General features: G+C 56.6%; 13 protein-coding genes and 1 pseudogene. 5 read left to right on the forward strand and 9 right to left on the reverse strand.

The window, feature by feature from the left end; all coding sequences use genetic code 11:
* Positions 1-17: 17 nt before the first annotated feature.
* Positions 18-425 (reverse strand): BLUF domain-containing protein, encoded by a 408-nt coding sequence (locus VGE55_RS05485; RefSeq protein ID WP_331130691.1) that lies wholly within the window; start codon positions 423-425, stop codon positions 18-20.
* A 100-nt stretch (positions 426-525) separates the two neighbouring features.
* Between VGE55_RS05485 and VGE55_RS05490 the strand changes: the two genes are divergently transcribed.
* Positions 526-1,809 carry an alkaline phosphatase family protein gene (locus tag VGE55_RS05490; protein ID WP_331130692.1) on the forward strand — a complete coding sequence of 428 codons (1,284 nt, stop codon included), beginning with the start codon at positions 526-528 and terminating at the stop codon, positions 1,807-1,809.
* Here VGE55_RS05490 and VGE55_RS05495 read toward each other — a convergent pair.
* On the reverse strand, positions 1,806-3,830 hold the full coding sequence (locus tag VGE55_RS05495) for an NADPH-dependent 2,4-dienoyl-CoA reductase (RefSeq protein WP_331130693.1): 2,025 nt from the start codon (positions 3,828-3,830) through the stop codon (positions 1,806-1,808). The two genes, VGE55_RS05490 and VGE55_RS05495, sit on opposite strands and share 4 nt — an antisense overlap.
* A 139-nt stretch (positions 3,831-3,969) precedes the next feature.
* Between VGE55_RS05495 and VGE55_RS05500 the strand changes: the two genes are divergently transcribed.
* A complete protein-coding gene (locus VGE55_RS05500; protein WP_331130694.1) occupies positions 3,970-4,494 on the forward strand; it encodes a PadR family transcriptional regulator in 525 nt (174 codons plus the stop codon).
* A 9-nt stretch (positions 4,495-4,503) separates the two neighbouring features.
* Here the strand turns inward: VGE55_RS05500 and VGE55_RS05505 are convergent, their stop codons facing one another.
* Together VGE55_RS05505 and VGE55_RS05510 are read right to left on the reverse strand one after the other, a co-directional pair.
* Positions 4,504-5,031, reverse strand: a complete 528-nt coding sequence (locus tag VGE55_RS05505) for a hypothetical protein (RefSeq protein ID WP_331130695.1) — start codon at positions 5,029-5,031, stop codon at positions 4,504-4,506.
* Between the two features lie 83 nt (positions 5,032-5,114).
* Positions 5,115-5,984 (reverse strand): LysR family transcriptional regulator, encoded by an 870-nt coding sequence (locus tag VGE55_RS05510; RefSeq protein WP_331130696.1) that lies wholly within the window; start codon positions 5,982-5,984, stop codon positions 5,115-5,117.
* A 127-nt stretch (positions 5,985-6,111) separates the two neighbouring features.
* Here VGE55_RS05510 and VGE55_RS05515 point away from each other — a divergent pair.
* Positions 6,112-6,818 (forward strand): annotated as a pseudogene (locus tag VGE55_RS05515) (SDR family NAD(P)-dependent oxidoreductase); the annotation flags it as partial.
* Between the two features lie 6 nt (positions 6,819-6,824).
* Here VGE55_RS05515 and VGE55_RS05520 read toward each other — a convergent pair.
* From VGE55_RS05520 to VGE55_RS05535, 4 genes are all read right to left on the reverse strand, one after another.
* Complete coding sequence (locus VGE55_RS05520; protein ID WP_331130697.1) at positions 6,825-7,214, reverse strand: DUF4149 domain-containing protein; 390 nt, start codon at positions 7,212-7,214, stop codon at positions 6,825-6,827.
* Positions 7,211-7,624 (reverse strand): DUF393 domain-containing protein, encoded by a 414-nt coding sequence (locus VGE55_RS05525; RefSeq protein WP_331130698.1) that lies wholly within the window; start codon positions 7,622-7,624, stop codon positions 7,211-7,213. The genes VGE55_RS05520 and VGE55_RS05525 overlap by 4 nt, the downstream gene beginning before the upstream one ends.
* A 62-nt stretch (positions 7,625-7,686) precedes the next feature.
* Positions 7,687-9,156: an NAD(P)/FAD-dependent oxidoreductase gene (locus VGE55_RS05530; RefSeq protein ID WP_331130699.1), complete on the reverse strand. Its 1,470-nt coding sequence runs from the start codon at positions 9,154-9,156 to the stop codon at positions 7,687-7,689.
* 51 nt (positions 9,157-9,207) lie between these two features.
* On the reverse strand, positions 9,208-10,029 hold the full coding sequence (locus VGE55_RS05535) for an SDR family oxidoreductase (RefSeq protein WP_331130700.1): 822 nt from the start codon (positions 10,027-10,029) through the stop codon (positions 9,208-9,210).
* A 206-nt stretch (positions 10,030-10,235) separates the two neighbouring features.
* On the opposite strand from VGE55_RS05535, the gene VGE55_RS05540 reads away from it, so the two are divergent.
* On the forward strand, positions 10,236-10,889 hold the full coding sequence (locus tag VGE55_RS05540; RefSeq protein ID WP_331130701.1) for a peroxiredoxin: 654 nt from the start codon (positions 10,236-10,238) through the stop codon (positions 10,887-10,889).
* A gap of 212 nt (positions 10,890-11,101) precedes the next feature.
* The gene (locus VGE55_RS05545) at positions 11,102-14,074 is read left to right on the forward strand and encodes a CHASE domain-containing protein (RefSeq protein WP_331130702.1); all 2,973 of its coding nucleotides are present in this window, start codon (positions 11,102-11,104) and stop codon (positions 14,072-14,074) included.
* Here VGE55_RS05545 and VGE55_RS05550 read toward each other — a convergent pair.
* Complete coding sequence (locus VGE55_RS05550; RefSeq protein ID WP_331130703.1) at positions 14,053-14,985, reverse strand: alpha/beta fold hydrolase; 933 nt, start codon at positions 14,983-14,985, stop codon at positions 14,053-14,055. The genes VGE55_RS05545 and VGE55_RS05550 overlap by 22 nt on opposite strands.
* Positions 14,986-15,180: the final 195 nt, after the last annotated feature.

The raw sequence follows: 15,180 nt of genomic DNA on the forward strand, positions 1-15,180 counted from the left end.
CGCCTGCCTCATTCACCTTATTCGGCTTTCACCAACAGGCCATTGAATTTGTGCATGAGCGCGGTGAATGCATCGCCTTCCACCGATTCAACCCGGTGCGCCCGAAGATTGGCCACCTCTTCAAACGTGAGGGGCTCGGCCTCAATCACACCCATGGTCCAGTTGGGAAACAGGCGTGTGCTGGTGGGCGTGATGTGGATGATGCGGCTGTCCGTGTGCCGCTTGTCGTCCAGTATTTTGACATACAGGCGAAGCACCACCGCTTCCGGGCCCTCCAGCACTTGCATGAACATGCCGCCGCCGTGCACCAGCACACCGGTGATGTTCAAGGCTGCGTTGTTTTTTCTGGAGGTGAGCAGGATGTCCTCCAGCAGGTCGCTGTGCGTATCGGGTTTGGCTTGGCTGGAATACAGAAGTCGAATCATGTGACCTGTCATTGAAAGTTCATGAAGAACGCCCAACTGCATGCATCCAGTCTGTGCGTTGCCTGGGTATTAGTGTAGTCCTGAATCTCGGTGAACACCCATGCTTTTGTCCAAGTTTTCCCGGTTTGCATTCAATACCCTGCACCGCAGCCTTGGGCTGTTGGGCATGGCTACAGCACTCACTGCCACGCTGGGCCTTGCGGCCTGTAACAGCGATACCACCTCAGTGCCCAACGCGGTGCGAACTGCACCAGCGGGCGTGTCTGCCGGGGCTTCAGCCTGTGCCGCAAAAACAGTTGACCCCAACAACCCCATGAGCGCGGTGTGCAATGTGTTTGTGATTGTGCTGGAAAACAAAGACTTTGCTGCCACGTTTGGCGATGCCAGTGTGGCACCGTACCTGTCCAAAACATTGACCAGCCTGGGCGCCTTTGTGCCCAACTATTACGGTGTGGCCCACAACAGCAACCCCAATTACCTGGCCATGATCAGCGGGCAGGGGCCCAATCCACAAACCCAGGCCGATTGCCAGTTGTACAGCGACTTTGTTGGCAACAGCAACTTGGTGGACCCCAACGGACAGGCCATCGGCACTGGCTGTGTGTACCCCGCTTTTGTAAAAACGGTGGCTGACCAGCTGGACGAAAAAAAGCTGAGCTGGATGGGTTACATGGAGGACATGGGCAAAGACAAAAACCGGGAGGCGGCCACCTGTGCACACCCTGCCATCAATGCGCAAGACAACACGCAAAGCGCCACGGCGGCCGACCAATATGCCGCACGCCACAACCCCTTTGTGTACTTTCACAGCATCATCGACGACCAGGCCCGTTGCGACCAACACGTGGTCAACCTGGACCGCTTGGCTGCCGACCTTCAGTCGCCCGACACCACAGCCAACTTCAACCTGATTGTGCCCAACCTGTGCAATGACGGCCACGACACAGGTTGCAAGAACGGCGACCCCGGCGGTTTGGTGTCGGCAGACGCGTTCCTTAAACGGGTGGTGCCCACGATTTTGAATTCGCCGGCATTCAAGGCCGGTGGTCTGTTGATTGTGACCTTTGATGAAGCAGACCTCACTGGCAGCCCGTCCCCGGCTGGGTTCAATCCACTCACAGGCAAGGCTGCAGCCTGCTGCAGCACCGTGCCCAATGTGTCACTCAACAGCCCTTTGCCCGGCATTGTGGGCTTTGGCGGTGGTCAGGTGGGTGCGGTCATGGTGAGCCCGTTCATCAGGCCGGGTACTGTCAGTCAAACCGCCTATAACCACTACAGCCTGCTGCGCAGTGTGGAAGACGGCTTTCAACTGGCCCACCTGGGGTGGGCCGGGCAGGCCGGGTTAAGCACTTTTGGCAAGGATGTGCTTAACCAGGTGCATTAAATACTGGCACCCAAGCGCACACCCTGATTGATGGCCCGCCGGGCATCCAGCTCGGCAGCCACATCAGCGCCACCAATCAGCGTCACCTTGAGGCCGAGTGCCTCCAAGTCCGCTTGCAATTCGCGGCGTGGCTCTTGGCCGGCGCACACCACCACATGGTCCACCTTCAGTGTTTGCGGCTCACCGCCCACTTCAATGTGCAGACCTTCGTCGTCCACGCGTTTGTACTGCACGCCGGGCACCATCTGAACTTTCTTTTTCACCAGGCCTTCGCGGTGTATCCAGCCGGTGGTTTTGCCCAGGCCACTGCCCACCTTGCTGGCTTTGCGTTGCAGCAGCACCACCTGGCGTGGAGGCTCTTCCACATGCTCGGTGGTTAAGCCGCCCACATTTTTGTACGTGGGGTCGATGCCCCATTCCCGGTTGAATTTCTCCAGGTCCACGCTGGCCGATACGCCTTCGTGGGTCAAAAATTCCGACGTGTCAAAACCGATGCCGCCTGCACCAATCACCGCCACACTTTTGCCCACCGGTTTGCGTTCACGCAGCACGTCCAGGTAGCCCAGCACTTTGGGGTGGTCTGCACCGGGAATGTCCAGCTTGCGCGGCACCACGCCGGTGGCCAGCACCACCTCGTCATAGCCCCCTTCCTTGAGCATGGCGGGGGTGGCGCGGGTGTTCAGGTGCACCTTTACTTTTTTCTGTTCAAGCTGGCGCTCGAAGTAGCGAATGGTCTCGTGGAATTCTTCTTTGCCGGGAATGGTTTTGGCGATGTTGAACTGCCCGCCCACCTGGCTGTGTTCGTCAAACAAATGCACTTCATGACCACGTTCTGCGGCCGTCACGGCCAGGCTCATGCCTGCAGGGCCTGCACCCACCACAGCGATGCGTTTGCGTGTGGTTGTGGGCTCAATCACGATTTCTGTTTCGTGGCAGGCGCGCGGGTTGACCAGGCATGAGGTGATTTTCAATTGGAAGGTTTGGTCCAGACAGGCCTGGTTGCAACCAATGCAGGTGTTGATGTCGGCACTGCGGTTTTCCGCGGCTTTTTTCACGAACTCGGCATCGGCCAGGAATGGGCGGGCCATGGACACCATGTCTGCACAGCCATCGGCCAGCACTTGTTCGGCCACCTCCGGCGTGTTGATTCGGTTGGTGGTCACCAGTGGAATGTTCACCTTGCCTTTCAGGTTTTTGGTCACCCAGGCAAAAGCGGCGCGGGGCACTTTGGTGGCAATGGTGGGAATGCGGGCCTCGTGCCAGCCGATCCCGGTGTTGATGATGGTGGCACCCGCTGCTTCAATGGCCTGGCCCAATTGCACCACTTCGTCCAATGTGGAGCCGCCTTCCACCAGGTCCAGCATCGACAAACGATAAATGATGATGAAGTTGGGGCCAACCTGTTCCCGAATGGCGCGAATGATTTCAATCGGCAAACGGATGCGCTTCTCGAACGAGCCACCCCACTCGTCGGTGCGGTGGTTGGTGCGTGCGGCAATGAATTGGTTGAGCAGGTAGCCTTCCGAGCCCATCACCTCCACACCATCGTAACCAGCCTGCTGGGCCAGGCCCGCGCACCGCGCAAAGTCACCAATGGTGCGCAAAATGTCGTCGTGGCTGAGCGCTTTTGGGGTGAAAGGGTTGATGGGCGCCTTCACCGGGCTGGCCGACACCAGGTTGGGTTGGTAGCTGTAGCGCCCGGTGTGCAAAATCTGCATGGCAATGCGACCACCTTCGGCGTGTACAGCGTCCGTGATGATGCGGTGCTCGGCCACTTCGTGTTCATTGGTCAGCTTGGCGCCACCGGCAAACACCACGCCATCGTCGTTGGGTGCAATGCCACCCGTCACAATCAGGCCCACACCACCCCGCGCACGCTCTGCATAAAAAGCGGCCATGCGATGAAAGCCGTTGGGCGCCTCTTCCAGTCCCAAATGCATCGAGCCCATCAGCACGCGGTTTTTCAGGGTCACAAACCCCAAGTCAAGTGGGGCCAACAGGTGGGGGAAGGGTGTGCTCATGCGGTCTGCTCCAATGAATGTATTTTTGTGCAACTGGTTGCAATTTATAGCGTAGTTGGGTTTTTAATGCAACTGGTTGCATAAATAACTGCTCTGCACGTAAGATGAAGGCCTTGCCATTGATGACCTTCACTCCATCGTGTCTTTGCCCCATGCCTTGTTGACCTCGCTGCTGGAGAAGCCCAGCAGTGGCCTAGAGTTGGCCCAGCGCTTCAGCAAATCCATCGGTTATTTCTGGCAGGCCTCGCATCAGCAAATTTACCGCGAGCTGGTGCGCCTGGAAGAAGCCGGTTGGGTGCAATCCCATGCGGATGAAGGCGCACGGGGCCGCAAGCGAACCTACTCCGTATTGCCCGCTGGCAAAGCGGAACTGAAGCGCTGGATGGCGCTGCCTTCCGAGCACAAAAACCTGCGGGATGAAATGATGATCCGCGTGCGCGCTGCCGCCGTGGTGGGCGCCAAAGGCTTGTCAGACGGGGTACTGGAACGCTTGAACAGCCACCGCGAACAATTGGCGCTTTACAAAGCCATTCGGAAAAAAGACTTTGAGGGCAAGCCCGAAACCCGGTCCATGGCGTTGCAACGGCGCATTCTGGAGGCGGGCATTGAGTACGAACGTCTGTATGTGGCGTTTTGTGAGGATGTACTGAAAGAGTTGGAGTAGTTGCGCCGGTTAATGTGCCCAGCGGTATTGACCTTGGGTGTACTTTAAATAACTCGGGCCGGCCTCCGTGGGTAATTCAATCGCATACTCACCATTTTTGAACACTTGTTTCCACAAGCCCTTGCCCACTTGGTCAACCTGAAAAATTGCAATGTTGCTGACGGTTTCCCCACTGCTGTCATGGTCGGTCAACAGATCTCCCTGGGTTGAGAACACATCGGCGGTGGCGCAGTCGTAAATCAAGAGGCCGCGTAGACCATAGCTCAGCGTTTCAGGGCTAGCGTGTGCATGGAACACATTGTTGATACAGCGGTTGACCGTACAGGCTGCTTTGGGGTCTGTGATGACAACCTCATGAACACATTTCTCTGCACTTTGCGATGTTCTTTTTCCCAGTAGCAGGCTTTGGGGTGTCACGCCTGCAAACTTGGCAACACCGTAGCCAACAGCTTGCTCACTGGCCGCAGCAGCAAAAGCTGTGGTTGAGTTCAGGTAGGCCGAAAATGCCAGCGAAATGGCGGTGATCAGAGTCTTCATTCCGGCTTTTTAGCAGTTTCCACCGAGAATACAAAGCGAGCACTTTCTTGTGTCACTCACTTGCAGCATAGCGAGTGGACTAATCACTGACGGAACACCTCCACCAACAAATCCGCCATCAATCGCACCCGGGGCGAGCGCCGCACATCCGGGTGCATCACCAGCCAAACCTGTCGCTCAATGGGGCAAGGCAGGGTGCTCACGGGTTTCAAGCCTGGGTCGCTTTCTGCCAAAAAGTGGGGCAGCACAGCCAGGCCCAAGCCAGCCCGCGCGGCCTGTTGCAAGGCCATCAGGTCGTTGCTTTTGAACACAGAGGGCCGTTCCCCGGCCACCTTGTTCAGCCACTGTTGCTGGGGCACTTTCACGTCACTGTCGTCATAGGCCAAAAACTCCCAGTGCTGCTGTGCTCGCCGTGTGTAGGCTGGTGCAGCATACAAACCGTAGCCAATCAACCCAATCGGTTTGGCCACCAGGCCCGGTGCGCTCGGTCTGGACATGCGAATGGCCATGTCCGCCTCCCCACGGGCCAGGTTGGCGTCCCGTGCATCGCCCATCACCTCCAGGTCAATGTGCTGCCAACGCGCGCGCAAAGCCGCCAGCTTGGGCACCAGCAGGTGCCCGGCCATCACGGGCGGTGCCGAAATGCGGACCCGACCTTTCAGGGCCGCCACACCCATCACAGCCCGTGAAAAGGCCTGCACTTCCTGTTCAACCTGGGCCGCATGCTGCGCCAGCGTCTCCCCCTCGGGTGTCAACACCCAGCCTTTGGCGTAGCGGTCGAACAAACGGATGCCCAGCGAAGCTTCCAAGGCGTCGGTCCGCCTGGCCACCGTGGAGTGTTCGACACCCAGGCGTCGAGCCGCAGCGGACAGGCTGCCCGCCGTTACCAAGGCATTGAAATACCGAATGTCATCCCAATGCGGTGCCAAATGCTTGTCTGTGTTTTTTTGCACAATCTATGTCCATGAATAGGCGATGGTGGATTGATTCTGCGCATATTAAGCTCAAGCCTCAACTGTTTTTTCAGTGCCTTTAGCGGAGGTTGGTATGTCGCATTCAAGAAAGGTGGCCCTGGTCACCGGCGGTGGCACGGGCATTGGTCGTGCGGTCAGTCTCAAATTGGCAGCCGAGGGCTGCGCGGTGGCGGTGGTGTATTCCAACAGCGCTGCAGAGGCTGCGCAGACTGTTGAACACATCGTTCAACAAGGTCATGAGGCCATGGCCATTCGCGCCAATGTGGCCAGGCGCGACGAGGTGCAGCAGGCCCTTGCGCAGGTGGTATCCCGCTGGGGCAGTTGAATTACCTCATCAACAATGCGGCCATTACCCGGCAACTGCCGTTTGAAGAACTGGATTTGATCACCGACGAAGTGTGGGATGTTCTGCTGTCCGTGAACCTCAAAGGGACGTTTCACTGCTGTCACCTGGCTGCGCCTTACCTGCGCCAGCAGTCCGAGGCGGCCATTGTAAATGTGGGCAGCATTGCCGGTGAAACCGGGTTTGGGTCGTCTTTGCCATACGCTGTTTCAAAGGCGGCCGTTCATGGTTTAACACGTTCATTGGCCCGCGCCCTGGCTCCCCACATTCGGGTCAACTGCATTGCGCCGGGTGTGGTCGACACGCGGTGGTGGAATGGCCATGAAGACAAAATACAGAAAATTTCCGGCAACCTGCCGCTGCAGCGCATGTCCACCCCCGAGGATATTGCCGAGTCCCTGTATGGCCTGTTGACATCCCGCTCCATCACGGGGCAAGTGCTGAGGGCCGACAACGGTCAAACCTTGTAGGCCTGTTCAAACAAACCGGGCCAACACGACAGCGGCGACAACAATGTGCGCCAGCGTGACCACCACAGACAAACCGTGCAGCATTTTGAAGCGCGGTTTGTTGCCCGCATCCGTGGCGGCATTGATGGCGGGCATCAGCACTTGCCGGGTGGGCAGGGTGGTGATGGCAATTCCAGCCAGCAGGTAGGCCGACATTGGGTTGCCAGTCCACAGCAGCGCTGCACCCACGGCCGATGTGACCACGACAAACAAGTAGAAATGTGGGAACACGCGGCGCAGGGTTGCACCCGCCTGTTCCGGTGGCAGCGTGGTGAACAGGGCTGCTGCAAAGCCGAAGGAATACAGCACTGTGCCGCCAAACAGCAGGGCCACAGTGAGCAAAGCCAGGGTGTTCATGGTGCGTCACTCCGGGTGGTGTTGGTGTCCAGCCGGCGGGCCAGGTGTTGCAACCGTGGGCGAATTTTCAAAAACCCACGGTATGCAAATTCCATCACCGTCAGCATGCCCGGCAAGCGGGCAACAAAAGCCAGCCAGCGCCAACCAGGCAAGCGTTCCCACATGGCCACAAAAGCGGCTGCACCGCTGAGTCGTGTTCCATCGCTTAACTCAACATGAAAACGGGTCAGCAGGCGGGCTTGTTCGGCTGCCAATGCGGGGTCGGTGGGGGCAGGGGTACTCACGTCCTGAAAGCACAGGCCAGTGTTGCCCTGGCCATCGGCCAGTCGCTTCACATGGGCAATTTCCCGCTGACACAGCGGGCAGGCACCGTCGTACAGCACGGTGAGTGGGGGTTTGGGGGTTGTCATGTGGGGCACCTCGGTACTGCAACTACAGCACCAAGGTTACCACAGGGCGCCCCTGCTGTTCTTCAGGCTTTGTGGCCTTCAAAACTCAGTCCTTCGTCAGCCACCGGACCGTGTCGCAGCACCTTCTCGTCAAAGAAGTAGTTCATGTTCATCACCCAGGGGCGGCGCACGCCCTGCTTGGGCAGGGTCGGTAAGGCGCGTTGAATGTAGCCAGCGCCGAAGTCCAGAATCGGCCGGGTTTCCATGCCGTCTTTGGGCAGGCGTGGCGTGCACACGGCTTGGCCAGTCTCATCCATGTGGTTGAGCAATCGGCAAAAATGCTCGCACAGCAGCCCCACTTTCAGCGTCCACGATGAATTGGTGTAACCAATCGCGAACACGAAGTTGGGCACATCGTTCATCATCATGCCTTTGTAGGCCACGTGGTTGCCGGGTGACAAGGCTTTGCCGTCTACACTCATTTGCACGCCACCCATCAACTGGATGTTCAAACCCGTGGCCGTGATCACCAGGTCGGCCGGCAGTTTTTCGCCGGATTTCAGTTGAATGCCATCGGCGACAAAATGGTCAATGTGGTCGGTCACCACCGAGGCCTTGCCCTGCCGGATGGTGCGGAACAGGTCACCGTTGGGCACTGCACACAGCCGCTGGTCCCAAGGGTTGTAGGGCGGGTTGAAATGCTTGTCGATGTCAAAACCCTCGGGCAAGCGCTTGGCCACGTGTTTGCGGATGTATTTGCGCGCAGCATTGGGAAACTTTTGGCAGTACAACCAGAACAAACGCTGTAAGGTAATGTTTTTGCGGCGCACCCAGTGGTAGGCCATTTTTTCAGGCAACCATTTTTTGAAGAGCTCGGCCAAGGGGTCCTTGGCGGGCAGGCTCATGATGTAAGTCGGCGTGCGCTGTAACATGGTGATGTGCGCTGTTTTGTCGGCCATGGCCGGTATCAACGTCACGGCCGTTGCCCCGCTGCCAATCACCACCACCTTCTTGCCGGTGTAGTCCAGGTTTTCAGGCCAGTGTTGGGGGTGCACCACTTGCCCTTTGAAGTCGGCCAAACCCTTGAATTCGGGCGAGAAGCCTTCTTCATACTTGTAATAGCCTGCTGCACAAAACAGCCATTTGGCCCGCATGGTTTTGGTCGCGCCGTCGGCACAACGCACGTCCACCAGCCAGCGTTGCTCGGTGCTTGACCAGTTGGAGGCCAGCACCTTGTGCCCAAACCGAATGTGCTGGTCAATGCCGAATTCACGGGCCGTTTCGCGAATGTAGTCCAGAATCAGGTGCGCATCGGCAATCGACTTTTCATGTGTCCAGGGTTTGAACTCATAGCCAAACGTGTGCAGGTCGGAGTCGGACCGAATGCCCGGGTAACGAAACAAGTCCCAAGTGCCGCCAATGCTGTCCCGGGCTTCCAGAATGGCAAAGGTTTTGTGGGGGCAATCCCGCTTCAGGTAATAGCCCAGCCCAATGCCGGAGATACCCGCGCCAATCACCAAAACATCCAGGTCTACAGTCGTTACCGTGTTCATTGTCTACTCCGCAGTCTTGTTGTTGTGGGCTCACAGGGTGAGCCTGTGTGTTTATGTCAGGTCTTTGTAGGGGGCTGGGTCCAGCGCCGGTTTCATTTGCTGCCACAGCACATGCCGCATTTTCTTGAATGGCAGGAAGCGCGAGCCCCACCAAATGCGGGCGGCGTTGTTGCCATACACAATGCGGGGCTCGTTTTTCAAAATACCTTTGCGCACCTGGTCCACCATGTCTTCGGGGGGCGTGGTTAAAAACTTTCTGGCAAATTTTTCGTGTTTGGCTTCAGACGCAATGTTGGTGTTAATACCGCCTGGATGCACCAGGTGGACCTGAATGTTGCTGCTGCTGAGTTCAACAGCCAGTGACTCGGTAAACCCACGCACGGCAAACTTGCTGGCGCAGTAATCCGAATTGTTGGGGGTGCCCACCAGCCCGAATACGCTGGACACATTCACAATCGCCCCTTCTTTTTGGGCCATCAATTGTGGCAGGAAAGCCCGGGTGCCATACACCACACCCCAGAAGTTGATGCCCATGACCCGTTCATAGCTTTGATCGCTCATGGCCCACACGGGCGCCCCTTCGCCACTCACCCCCGCATTGTTGATGACCACGCAGGCTGGCCCTAGGGCATTTTTCACGTCATCGGCAAAGGCGTTCACGGCGCCTTTGTTCGACACATCCACCACGGCACTGTGAATGCGCACCCCGGGGGTCTGTGCCTTGGTCAGACGAACCGTTTCGGCCAAGCCATCGGCTGCATAGTCGCACAAGGCCAGGTGACTTCCTTCGCGCGCAAACATGAGCGCATAGGCGCGCCCCATGCCAGACGCAGCACCTGTCACGACCACCACCTTGTCTTTGAAATTTTTCATGTTTTTTGTCTCCGGTTATTGCCTGATTGTAATGACCGCCGCGCTGCGGGGTCTAGGCTTGTACACGCCAAGAAAGGAACAAAACACGACACAAGAGGCGTTATATGCATATTGCGGAACTGTTGTTCAGGGCTGGTCCATTCGGTGATAGGCTTGAACACCTGTATTTCTTGCAACACCGAACAAACGCCACACAGGAGGACACCATGGGCCTGAGAATCAACGACATTGTTCCAAACCTCGAACTGACCACCGACCAAGGCAGCTTCAAACTGCATGACTTCATCGGCGACCAATGGACCATTCTGTTCAGTCACCCCAAAGACTTCACGCCAGTCTGCACCACTGAATTTGGTGCGGTGGCTCAATTGGCCGATGAATGGAAAAAACGAAACACCAAGGTGATCGGCTTGTCGGTGGATGGTGTGGACGAGCACTGCAAGTGGAAGGGGGACATTGAGTCCTATTCGGGCGCCAAAGCCACGTTCCCGATTATTGCCGACAAGGATTTGGCAGTGTCCAAGGCCCTGGACATGCTGCCCGCCAATGCGTATTTGCCTGATGGTCGCACCGCTGCCGACACCGCCACGGTGCGTGTGGTCTTTATTGTCAGTCCCGACAAGAAGCTGCAATTGCAGATGACCTACCCGATGTCGGTGGGCCGCAACTTCGCCGAGGTGCTGCGTGCGTTGGATGCGCTGCAGGCGACCTATGGCAAACCCATCGCCACCCCGGCCAACTGGACCAGCGGTCAGGATGTGATTGTGGCCTTGTCGCTGGACAATGAGGCGGCCAAAGCAAAATTCGGCAGCATTGACATCAAGCTGCCTTATTTGCGCACCACGAAATACCCCGGCTAGACGCCTCCTGCACTGTCGGGTAACGCCACCCATCCCTGCCGATCTACCCCATGCAGTCTGCCGCAAGGTGGAATGATTCGGGAAATCCGGGATGGGTTTGAGTTGGAAAGAATGGAGGACATTGATTTGACGGCCTAAAACCGATATGTTACCGACACATATACTCGATAAGCGTGCACGTTCAATTATCAGGCCCGTGCCATACACCCCACATGATCATCAATGAATTGAGTCAGGATGTCCAACGCATGGGCAAAAGGGACTGGCTGGCGCTGGCGGGTGTGCTGCTGGTGTGTGCGTTGCTGTCGATCTTGGCTGTTCATCGGTTTCAGTCGGTGAACAATGAGCGCTTGACCGAATTTTTCGACACAGAGTTCAGCGATGTGTCAGTCGGCATCAAGGAGCGAATCGGGCTCTACGAGTATGGCATTCGGGGTGTGCGCGGCATGTTGGTCGCGTTGGAACCCGGGGAATATAGCCTGTGGTCGTTTCGCAATTACATGGCCACTCGGGATTTGGAACGCGAGTTTCCAGGTGCCCGCGGGTTCGGACTGATTTTCAATGTCCCCAGTGAAAAGCTGGAGCGCTTCCAAGCCACAATGTCGACTGAATACGGTGAATTGAAGCCCATTCGAAACCTGGACCTGGTTACCGACCAGCATTTTGTGATTCGTTACATCGAACCCCTGGAGCGCAACCGGGAGGCGGTGGGGCTCAACATTGCGTCTGAGCAAAGCCGCTATTCTGCGGCCATTCAATCCGTGATGGATGGACAGGCCCGGTTAACAGCACCCATCACAGCCGTTCAAAAATCCACCGATGCGCAGTCTGCATTCCTGATGTTGTTGCCGATTCAACGGGCATTCAAATCGGGTGACGATTTCAATGTTCGCTTGAAAAACACCGAAGGATGGGCTTATGCGGTGTTGGTGATCGACGAGATCATGTCCAAAATCAAGTTTGATCATCGCCACATGGCGGTGCGGCTGAGTGATGTGACGAATCCATCGACACCAGTGCAGTTTTATCAGTCAGCCCAAATGGATGGCCCCGATGCGTTGCAGCGCAAGTCGACAGTCTTGAACGTCTATGGACGGCAATGGCGGCTGGATGCGGCGTTGCTGCCCAGTTACAACAGCGATTTCAAGCCTTACAACATGGCCTGGATTGGTCTGTTGACCTTCACAGTGTCGTTGGGTGTGTTGCTACTGGCCGCTCAATTGATTCGTGGACGCAATCGCGACATGGTCGCAAAGTTATACCAACTGAAACTGACCTCGGCCATTATTGAAGGCTCTCCGTTGGGCAAGGTGCTGGCTGACTTGAACGGTCGCATCGTGGATGTCAACACGCGGTTGCTGGACATGTTCAATTACCGCCGGGAAGAGATTATCGGAGAGGCGGTTGAGGTGTTGGTGCCGGAGTCTGTCCGTGCGCGTCACCGTGAGCACCGCAAAAAATACGACTTTGCAATGCGCTCCATGAATGTGGGACGCATACTGGCAGGGCGGCGAAAGGATGGTTCGGAGTTTCCGATTGAGGCCACTCTGAACACGATTGAAGTCGGGCAGCGCCGGTTTGTTCTGGTGGGCATCAACGACGTCACTGAACGGGTGGGTTTTATTCAGGAAATTCAGCGCATCAACACGGAGCTGGAATCCACTGTCCAGCAACGCACGCAACAGCTGCGTGAAGCACAGGACACGCTGAACAAAATCGTCGATTCTGTGCCCGTCATGATCGGATACTGGAACCACCACCTTGACATGACCTATGCCAACCAGCGCTTGCGGGTGTTTGTCGATCAGTTGAAGAATACGGCGCAATATGAAGAGTTGTTTTCGGCGGACAGTGCGCATGTGCAGGCGGCACTGTCTGGAACAACCGAGCGATTTGAGTATGCGGTCGCTTTACCGGGCGCGGGTCAACAGTATTTGCTGATTGACTACATTCCGCACAAAGAGCAGGGCCAGCTTCGCGGCTTTTTCAGCTTGATTCAGGATGTTTCAGACCTGAAGCAATTGCAGATGAATGCGGAGCTGACATCCAAACAGAAATCTGCGTTTTTGGCCGTGATGAGCCATGAAATACGCACGCCACTGAATGGTGTACTGGGCTATGCCAGCTTGTTGCGTGACCGGGTAGAGGATGAAAGCTTGCGGGCGGATCTGGAGGTTTTGCACAGCAGCGCGCAAACCATGACCATGATTCTGAATGACATTCTGGATTTGTCAAAAATTGAAAGTGGTCAGTTCCGGGTTGAGAAAATTCCATTCGTGGTGTTTGACCAGATCAAGACTTGCATCACCTTGCACGCCATTCCAGCCCACGACAAGGGATTGCGACTTCTGGAGTCGTATCAAGGCTTGGGGCGCGATGATTATTTTCTGGGTGATCCCACGCGATTCAGGCAGGTCATTCACAACCTGATGTCCAACGCGATGAAATTCACGGAGTCTGGTGAGATTGAGGTATCCGTGTGTTACACACCCACCCATCAAGCGCAGGGCGTGTTGCGGGTGTCTGTTCGGGACACCGGGATTGGTATCCCGACGGACAAACAAAAAGACATTTTCAAACCATTCTTCCAAGCGGAGGATTCAACCTTCCGGAAATATGGTGGAACAGGGCTGGGCTTGAGCATTGTTCAGTCGGTGGTGCTGTCCATGGGCGGAAGTGTCTGGTTTGAATCGATGCTCGGGGAAGGCACCACATTTCACTTTGAATTGCCCATGGATCGGGCGCCGGTTCAAACCAACCCGGCCAAGGTTGGCCGCCAGTTGAAAGTGCCCAGTCAATCCATTTTGATTGTGGATGACATGCCCATCAATTTGAAAATATTGCGCAAACTACTGGAAAACGACGGGCACCAAGTCACCAGTGTGGCCAGTGGTGAGGCGGCTGTTGAGGCTTGTCAGTCTGCGGTGTTTGACCTGGTTTTCATGGACATTGGCATGCCCGGCATCAGTGGCTATGAGGCCACCCGACAGATTCGAATGACTTGTCCACTGAATGCCGAGACGCCCGTGGTGGCGCTCAGTGGACACGCATTTGACGAAGACATTCATCAAGCGTCCGAGGCGGGCATGTGCCTCCACCTGTCCAAGCCGTTGGACATTGAGCGGGTGAGGCTGGCGGTGGCCAACCATGCACGCAGCATTCCTCACGATGGCCTGGAGAAGTGACTGAGCAAAAGGTCAGCCAACAAAGGGCTGACCGACTGGGAAATGTAATGTCCCATGCCCGGTATGACCAAATGGCGAGCGCCATCAATCGCATCGGCCGTGGCGTGTCCACCACTGGGGTGCACCAGCGGGTCGCGATCACCGTGAATCACCAGCGTTGGCACGGTCACCTGTTTCAATTTGGCAGTGCGGTCGCCACTTTTCAAAATCGCCCCAATTTGGCGTGAAATACCGGCGCCAGCGCGTTTTCCTTCCAGTCGGTCCCAAGCCTTGCCAGCATAGTCCACGGCCCAGTCTGTTTCCACCGTGTAGCGCTTGCCTGCAATGTAGCGGGCCTTGTCCAGGTAGGCGGCAATGGCCTCGTCCCGCGTGGTGGGTGGTTTGCCCAAAATTTTGAGCTTGCCGCCCAGTGAGGGCTGTCCCACCTTGCGGTTGCCGGTGGTTGAGAAAATCGATGTCAGGCTCAGCACGCGAGCCTGATGGATACAGGCCATTTCCTGCGCAATCATGCCACCCATGGACATGCCAGCCACATGGGCCTGTGCAATCCCCAAGTGATCCATCAACGCCACGGCGTCATTGGCCATGTCGGTCAAGGTGTAGGTGGTTGCATGGGGTTTTGCAAACAAAATCTGTTTCATGCCCAACGGGGGGGATGGATGCCGGAATGAACGGCCAATGTCCCGGTTGTCCAGCACCACGACCCTGTAGCCGGCCTGAATCAAGGGCATGACCAGTTCCTTGGGCCAGTAATGCAGTTGCAGGGTCAAACCCACCACCAGCATCACCGTGGGGTGGTTGGGGTTGCCATAGCTGCGGTAGCACATGCTCTCGCCAGTGGGCAGGCTGAAAAAAGCATCCTCCTCGTGCATGAAGGGTGTGCTGGACAGGGCTGAGTGGGTGTGTGACATGGTGTTGTCCGGTCAAAAACAGTGATTGAGCATAAATCCAGCCAGCCCGTTTTGTACACCGTTCAGGCTGTTTACATGTCGGCTTTTTGGCTTTGGCGCATGCGCGTCAACCTCCTGGTGTGAATTTTTCAAGACAGTGCACTGTGCATAATCTTCCGTTAATTTTCACTGCCTACGCTGCGGGGCTGTTGATCA

Origin of the sequence: Limnobacter sp. (genome assembly GCF_036405155.1) — a bacterium.
Lineage (GTDB): Bacteria > Pseudomonadota > Gammaproteobacteria > Burkholderiales > Burkholderiaceae_B > Limnobacter.